Origin of the sequence: Trichocoleus sp. ST-U1, from assembly GCF_039961835.1 — a bacterium.
Taxonomy (GTDB): Bacteria; Cyanobacteriota; Cyanobacteriia; order Cyanobacteriales; family FACHB-T130; genus FACHB-T130.
In genome coordinates this window covers 24,022-31,379 of record NZ_JAMPJZ010000067.1, presented here as the reverse complement: position 1 = coordinate 31,379, position 7,358 = coordinate 24,022, and the positions used below count along the sequence as shown (strand labels likewise).

The following is a 7,358-nucleotide window of genomic DNA, read 5'->3' as shown; positions in this document are numbered from 1 at the left end:
CACAGAAAGATTCATTCCAAATAGCAGGACAGTTGAACTGGTTGATGGCTCGCACGGGCTACAACGAATTGCATATGGAAATCAATGACTTTTGACGGTTACATTTGTGTCCATCTGCTATCCGATTATTTATATGCCCAGCTGGATTTTACTAAAATCAGGGTGTCGCGATCGGGATTGAAGCTTCGGGCAAGTGGATGATTTTGGAGGTGGTTGTACTTGAATCATATAGATACGACTACTCACACGCCTCAATAGCTGCCCGCTGGCTCTTGAGTGTTAGGAATGCTCCAAAACCGTGCAGCCTTCTAGTGTACGATTTTCCAGGTATATCCTTGCACATCCGGGGGAGATCCTGCCTCTGTGATGCAACGGATACCGAGTTTACCTACAACCCTCTTTTTACGAGCTGCTATGGATCTCAAGTCTCTGATACGCGACATTGCAGACTTTCCTAAACCAGGAATTCTGTTTCGGGATATAACGACGCTACTGCGAGATCCGGAAGGACTGCGCTACACCATTGAAACCTTAACCGAAAAGTGCGCCCAGTTGTCTCCAGAGTACGTCGTTGGGATGGAGTCGCGGGGTTTTATTATTGGGGCACCTCTGGCATACAAACTGGGAGTTGGGTTTATCCCCGTCCGGAAGCCTGGAAAGTTACCAGGTGCTGTTCACACGGTTGAGTATGAATTAGAGTACGGGATGGATCGCCTAGAGATGCATCAAGATGCTCTACATCCCGGAAGCCGTGTTTTGATTGTGGACGATCTGATCGCGACGGGTGGAACGGCAACGGCAACGGCTGAGCTGGTACAGAAAATTGGCTGCACCTTAGTAGGATTTGGATTTATCATCGAGCTAAGAGATTTAGGTGGGCGTCAACGACTTCCTGATGTGCCAATTGTGACGCTGGTTGAGTATTAGGGAGCAACTGCTCATGGCTAATTGCTAATTGCTAATGGAAAACAAGCTATTAAACAATTAGCGATTAGCAAGTTACAAAAATTTTGGCGATATGGGATTCTATATTTCATGACTTCTACTAGAAATTCTTCAGGTCAGAATGGGTTAACAGCTAGTTTAAATTGGCTCAAAAGGCTGGTTACAAGTGAAACTTTTCTCTACGTGGCAAAACGGCTATTACAGGCAATTTTGACTTTGTTTCTAGCCTCGACGCTGAGTTTTGCAATTAGTCAGATGGCTCCGGGAGATTATTTAGATACTTTGAGGCAGAATCCCAAAATTTCCCCGGAACGAATTGAGGAACTCAGGCAACAGTTTGGTTTGGATAAACCAGCGATTGAACAGTACCGACGGTGGCTGTGGCAGATTTTGCGCTATGGCAATTTTGGTACGAGTTTTGTCTATCAGCGTTCGGTGTCATCGCTGTTGTGGGAGCGTATCCAAGCGACATTGGAACTCGCGATCGCATCGGTGATTCTGACGTGGGCGATCGCGATTCCACTGGGGATCGTCGGTGCAGTTAACCAAAATCGCGCTAGCGATCGCCTCCTGCAAGTGCTGAGCTACGCCGGACAAGGGTTTCCCAGCTTCATCACGGCGCTGGTGTTGCTAATTTTCGCCCAGTACACTTCACCCCTATTTCCAGTCGGTGGCAGAACCAGCATCAATCACGCCGATTTATCCTGGTTCGGCAAAATTTTGGATATCGGTTGGCACATGATTTTACCCACCCTAGCGCTGAGTGTCACCAGTTTTGCAGGTTTGCAGCGAATTACCAGGGGAGAATTACTCGATGTTCTCCGCCAAGACTATATCCAGACAGCTCGTGCCAAGGGACTCCCCGAAGACCGGGTGATTTATGTTCATGCCCTCCGCAATGCGATTAATCCCCTAATAACGCTCTTAGGATTTGAGTTTGCCAGTTTGTTAAGTGGGGCATTTATTGCCGAATTTTTCTTCAATTGGCCCGGATTAGGACGGTTGATTTTACAGGCAGTTACTATCCAAGATATCTACTTAGTAATGGCAAGTTTGATTATGGGGGCAGTGATGCTGATTGTCGGCAATCTTATCGCTGATTTGTTGCTAAAAGTAGCCGATCCGAGAATTAAGTTGGAAAATCTTAAATGAGGAAATGGCTAATGGTTTCTTCCCGTCCAATTCTCAATTACGGATTAGCCTATTATCTTTGCATTTTCTATGTTTTCCCAAGTCTATTACCTAATTCGTTCGAGAGCTGATGGTCAATATCTTTTAGCTCAACCCGATACAAGTTCTTCAACCAGTAGCTCTGGCTATTTGTTGATGTTTGGCGAACATTTTGATGCGCTAAGCTATCTCAACGCCCATGCCCCAGATGTCAGCGATCGCTTCGCTGTTGAGTCAATCTCTGGAAGCCAGGTAAAAGGGTTGCTGCAACGGTGGGGATTTAAGGGAATTGGGATGGTTGAAGACCCACTATTACCCAAAATTCAGTTTTTATCGCCAAGTTAAGCCAAATTATTGACTTCTATTGCCTTTTCTAAAGATTTATTGCAAGTATACCTAGGTACAGATGTCAGAAGCTCCAAAATTTGAGCAAATAAGAGAGGTCGTTCAGGCAGTTGTTTCGTCTGATCCGATCAACAAATCTTAATAGTGCTAATTTCGACAAATTAGGAGAGAGGGACTCTATGAAATCGATCCGTTTCAACCTGTCTGCTTGGGTACGTCCAGTGCGTATGGCGATCGCTGCTTGTTTTTGCGCTTTACTATTGTTCAGCTATGCAACTCCAGCCTACAGCAGCACAAAAACCCCCGCAGGATATAGCGGCACCAACAGTCGCCCCGGAGACGGAGAAGCCAATCTGACGAAGATTGAAGAGAAATCACAAAAGGCGGTTCTGAAAGACCCCTATTCGCTTAAGGAGACTCAGAAGGAAGCCAGCCAGGGTCTGAATGAAATTCAAGGATCTGCTGATGCTGAGAAGATGAGTACCAACGAAAATTCGCAAGGCGTCCAATCAGTTGAACAAAAAGTTCAGAAAGCTCTGGAAGGCATTACCGGCAAAGACTAAGGAAATAGTATTTGCTCAAGACTGAGCGCCCTAGTATCTGCTGAGTGCGGATGCAGGGTCTCATCATCAGGGCAACTCCGCAGGGGTTGTTCTTGATGTTATATAGGGCAGGCAGGAGTCTGCCTTGTTTTTTTAGGCTGGCGATGCTGAAACGCTGGCTCGTTAGACCGTGTGACGGCAATAATGCCCTAGAATTGGAGTTCTCTTGTGGCTTGAGGTCTAAGTTCAGTCTTCAAAGCACGGATATGGGTAAATTTCCATACATCCTGAATGCGCTTGCCCTAACCCCCAACCCCTGGTTCTTCCAGGGGTTGGGGGTTAGGTTTCCAATCGGGTGTAAAGGTTTTGGTAGCGCTCGCGCTATCAAATTGGCTCTTTTCCTCTTTTTAAAGGTTCGTATTGTTTGTACAAACTAAGAAAATGCTCATGAATATCATGTGGAGATTCTAAATGATGAATTCCTTCTTGTCTTAACGTCGCACTAATTTTTTGCGAAAATTTTGTTGCAAAGTTAAAAGCCTCGTTGAGCATTTTTTGCTGCTTACCTCGCTCACCCTCGATTCCGTACAAATACGCCGTGTCAAAGAATGCGAAGAAGGAGTGTTTCCAGTAATCCTCAGCACTGATTGGATCATTAATTTCCGTCCCATAAAAATCTAATTTAACTGCCTGTACTTTTTCCTGAAACTCAGGAGACAACAAGATGTTAGCCATTGCTCGATAATGCATTGGAAGTGAGTTGTTTGATACTGTGAGAATGGAATCTTTCAAAATGTCGTAAAGAATCCTATTGAACCGTCGTCTTACCTCTGCTAAATCCACATTTTTAGGCAGCTTGTAAGTATAAGTAGGAATTACGGTAATATTAAAACTTCCCTCAAGCGGGATTATTTTAAAAAGAGAAGTTTTTGGATACCCCCATATCGTTGCCTCATATACTGAGGTTTTTGCAGCTTGTGCCTCAGCTTCTGTAGGTCTTACTGAAGGACACTCAGCTAAAGCTTGCCCTACAGTTGTTCCAGTTCGAGTAGTAATAATAGAGAATGGTTCCTCTATTACTATGCCCTTCTTGCTTACCGGAAGCATCATACCTTCGTAAAGATGAAACTCAAACTCATCTTGAGTTTCTTTTGTTTGAGTTTTAGAATTCATGAGAATACATCCTCCCATTTATGTTGGTTTGAGATTATCTACATATACAAAAAGCACTACATAAAATGTAGTGCTGATGAATATATGTAGAAATAGGTGAGATTAGGGATTGCACCTAATTAAATATGATCTTTCTATACAAGACAGATCATATCTGCTACAAAGTAACGATTATTTGATAGGTCGCTACTCCCTCGCCTTTGGTGTGACATAAAGTCTTAACTTATCCATTAACTAGAGACTTGTCTAGGTGCAAATAAGATCATAAGACTTAGTTATTATCAGCCAACGGGTTAAAGCTATCACGCGATCTGCGGACATTCTACCGTTGTTAAGGTATAAGTACCCTACTGTCTCTATCATTACCCCTCCAATGTCTATTAAAGTTTTTTGCTAACTTACTAATAGAATCGCTTTAGGGTTTACCAAACGCTTTTGATCACGCCAGGAAAGGTTATTCTAATTGAGGCTGAATTGTTTTAAGATTGGTGTCAGAGGTCAGAGAGCTGATTGACAGGCACCTTTCCCCCTTACTCTCCCATTGTAGCAAGCCTGAGTGCTATTGTGGATGTACATAGAAACTTTTTTTCAATAAAAAAAACATTTTTTAGAATAGAATAGAGAAACTTTGCTTATACTAATTGCCTGCTTTGGTAACTAATCCAAGCAAAGAGTTTCTAGTTTCTACGCTTTCACTGAAAAATAAAGTTGGCTTTTCTAAAGGTCTATCTCTTAAGTCTAACTATCCATATTCTATTAGCATTGCTAAATCTGTTTGCGAACTGGATTGGTCAACTGAATTTATGCGATCGCCTGCCTACAGTACCATTCAATCGTCCGTAAAGCACAATACAGTGATTTCAGGGAACATAACCCTAACTAGATTGAAGTGCCTTACAAAGCCATAGAAAATGAGGTTGACAAACCCGCAGAAGTATTGTGTCAGCAATTTTCTTACTACTAATACCCCGCTACATACCTAAGTTGTACCCAAATTCATACCCAAACCGAATCTTTATACCCAAAATTTCTTAGACTTAAGCGATACTGAATCGCTATGTTATTTGATATGTCTATGTTTCGGAAAAGCGGGTGGCGAGAATCGAACTCGCATCATCAGCTTGGAAGGCTGAGGTTTTACCACTAAACTACACCCGCAAATTGAGGTATGGTCAAACCATAACTAGATTACTATACCACAATTTTTTAGAGCTTGAGTAGGGGAGGCGTGCATTTTTTCACTGGGAGAGAGGAGAAATTCGGATAGAGACTTCCAGCAAGCTGTCAACGGCTCCACCTCCCATGTAAGCGGGTTGAAATCTCCAGCCTTGAATTAGCTCATTGACAAAGTGCGAATCGTTTAAATTTCCGCTTCCTTGCAGCACTCGCTGAACTGACGGTTTGCCCGTGTTATCAATCAACAATAAAACTTCCAAGACGATAGGCTGGTCGGGAGCTTGCCCAGTTAGCAGCGGATAATCAAGGTCGGGAATTTGTTTCTGCTGTTGCTGCGGTACGGCTAATTGGTTCGGCTCATCAGTGCCAGCGTTACCAGAGCGGACATTGAATAAAGTTGCCACAACGCCTCTACCTTGGGCTGCGGGCGCTGTGGGTGCGGGTGGCGGTGCGCTTTGTGGCTCTCCAGCAGGCGGTGCGGGTGGAATGGGAGCTGGGGCTGGTGGGGCTGGGCTTGCCTGTACGGGAGGAGCTGGCGGAGGGGTGACAGGAGCTGGGGATGGTTCGACGGGTTGGGACGATGATGGCTGCGGTTGAGATGGCGGTGCAGGTGCGGCGGTTCCTGCATCTTGGGAGGATGACCCCAAGGGACGACCCGTTTCAGGGGGTTGCTGCGGCACCAATGGCGGGCGCGGAGCAGGTGTAGGGATGATGGGTCTGGTCGCAACAACATCAGAGTTCGGCTGCTGTCTTTGCGGGGTAGAAGGCGAGTTAGCGGTAGGGTTTTGCGCTTGAGGGAAAGGATTGAGACGGATTCTGAAAGAGCGTTGAATTCTCGGTTGAGAATTTACAGGAGGATTTTCTTGAGGCTGCGCGGGTATTGGCTGCTGTACAGGGCTTCTACCTGGAACGTTAAAATTGCGATCGCTCTCTTGTCTTTGTTGGGGAGTTGCCGCTTGTGGCTCTAACCTCTCTTCGGAATAGGGAACGGAGGTAATTAGCTCAACAGGAATGGGTTCCGTAGCCACATCGACGCTGGCAGGTCCCATGATTACCCGCTGCAACATCCACATCCCCAATACATGGACAATTACAGAAATTAGAGTGTAAATACTCCACAGCGTGGATGATGTAGACCGATTCCGGGCATCGACTCGCTGCTGGGAGGCGATCGCATCTGGCTTCTCTAAGGGAGGTGGAGCCGATGCGCTAACGAGATGTAAGTGCCGAGTCGGAGGACTCTGAGCCGGATCGTTGGGGCGCTGGTTTGGTAGTGCCATTCTCAAAACTTGAAGGACTCTTATTGTTAGAAACAGTAGACGTTCACCTGAATCCGCTACGTTCCAGAAAATTTGTCAGAAAAAGAATGAACAGAGACAGCGAACTGAGAATAACCACCAAAATCAAGGCGGTGTTGTCGCGTCCCGACTGAACGGCTTCGTAGATTGCCATTGGCATCGTTTGCGTGACACCGGGAATATTCCCCGCAATCATTAAAGTTGCGCCAAATTCCCCTAAAGCGCGGGCAAAACTGAGGACAATTCCTGCAAGGATACCTTTCCAGGCTAAAGGCAACCAAACGCGCCAGAGGGTTTGCCCATTCGATTGACCCAATGTCGCAGCGGCTTGTAAGTAAACGGGGTCAACACTTTCTAAAGCTGCTTTTGTCGTTTTTACCATCAGCGGTAACGCCATAATGCTTGCCGCCAAGACTGCGCCTTGCCAGGTAAAAATGGGCGTCCAACCAGTCGCTTCGTAGAGAGGGCGTCCGATTAACCCCTGGCGTCCAAAGAGAACCAGCAGATAAAATCCCACCACCGTCGGCGGCAAAATTAGGGGCAGCGTGACGATGGCATCCACCCAGTTTCGACCGGGAAAGCGGTAACGTGCCAACAGGTAGCCCAGCAGTCCCCCTGCGATCGCGACGAAGACGGTGGAAATCAGCGCCACCCACAACGACAAGCGCAAAGCGGAGAACAGTGCTGAGGACTGAGGACTCAGCACTTT

The 7,358-nt window shown here is 46.0% G+C and carries 7 protein-coding genes and 1 tRNA gene; 4 read left to right on the top strand and 4 right to left on the bottom strand.

The genetic code is table 11. The features are described 5' to 3' along the window. Positions 1-414 precede the first annotated feature (414 nt). From NDA06_RS20165 to NDA06_RS20150, 4 genes are all read left to right on the top strand, one after another. The gene (locus tag NDA06_RS20165; protein ID WP_190426067.1) at positions 415-927 is read left to right on the top strand and encodes an adenine phosphoribosyltransferase; all 513 of its coding nucleotides are present in this window, start codon (positions 415-417) and stop codon (positions 925-927) included. Positions 928-1,035: 108 nt separating this feature from the next. After that, complete coding sequence (locus NDA06_RS20160) at positions 1,036-2,097, top strand: ABC transporter permease (protein ID WP_190414959.1); 1,062 nt, start codon at positions 1,036-1,038, stop codon at positions 2,095-2,097. Positions 2,098-2,166: 69 nt separating this feature from the next. Then, on the top strand, positions 2,167-2,460 hold the full coding sequence (locus tag NDA06_RS20155) for a hypothetical protein (RefSeq protein ID WP_190528891.1): 294 nt from the start codon (positions 2,167-2,169) through the stop codon (positions 2,458-2,460). A 179-nt stretch (positions 2,461-2,639) separates the two neighbouring features. Further along, positions 2,640-3,023: a low temperature-induced protein gene (locus NDA06_RS20150; RefSeq protein WP_190985062.1), complete on the top strand. Its 384-nt coding sequence runs from the start codon at positions 2,640-2,642 to the stop codon at positions 3,021-3,023. Positions 3,024-3,386: 363 nt separating this feature from the next. Here NDA06_RS20150 and NDA06_RS20145 read toward each other — a convergent pair whose 3' ends face one another. The 4 genes from NDA06_RS20145 to modB form a co-directional block, all read right to left on the bottom strand. Beyond that, positions 3,387-4,175, bottom strand: a complete 789-nt coding sequence (locus tag NDA06_RS20145) for a hypothetical protein (RefSeq protein WP_190985063.1) — start codon at positions 4,173-4,175, stop codon at positions 3,387-3,389. Positions 4,176-5,262: 1,087 nt separating this feature from the next. Continuing rightward, positions 5,263-5,333 (bottom strand) — tRNA-Gly (locus tag NDA06_RS20140). Between the two features lie 80 nt (positions 5,334-5,413). Further along, a complete protein-coding gene (locus NDA06_RS20135; protein WP_190985064.1) occupies positions 5,414-6,631 on the bottom strand; it encodes a hypothetical protein in 1,218 nt (405 codons plus the stop codon). A gap of 43 nt (positions 6,632-6,674) precedes the next feature. Then, a complete protein-coding gene (gene modB, locus NDA06_RS20130) occupies positions 6,675-7,355 on the bottom strand; it encodes a molybdate ABC transporter permease subunit (RefSeq protein WP_190985065.1) in 681 nt (226 codons plus the stop codon). Between the last annotated feature and the right edge of the window lie 3 nt (positions 7,356-7,358).

Coding starts and splice junctions, on each gene's coding strand:
- NDA06_RS20165 (WP_190426067.1), top strand. CDS start 415: ATGGATCTCAAGTCTCTGATACGCGACATTGCAGACTTTCCTAAACCA.
- NDA06_RS20160 (WP_190414959.1), top strand. CDS start 1,036: ATGACTTCTACTAGAAATTCTTCAGGTCAGAATGGGTTAACAGCTAGT.
- NDA06_RS20155 (WP_190528891.1), top strand. CDS start 2,167: ATGTTTTCCCAAGTCTATTACCTAATTCGTTCGAGAGCTGATGGTCAA.
- NDA06_RS20150 (WP_190985062.1), top strand. CDS start 2,640: ATGAAATCGATCCGTTTCAACCTGTCTGCTTGGGTACGTCCAGTGCGT.
- NDA06_RS20145 (WP_190985063.1), bottom strand. CDS start 4,175: ATGAATTCTAAAACTCAAACAAAAGAAACTCAAGATGAGTTTGAGTTT.
- NDA06_RS20135 (WP_190985064.1), bottom strand. CDS start 6,631: ATGGCACTACCAAACCAGCGCCCCAACGATCCGGCTCAGAGTCCTCCG.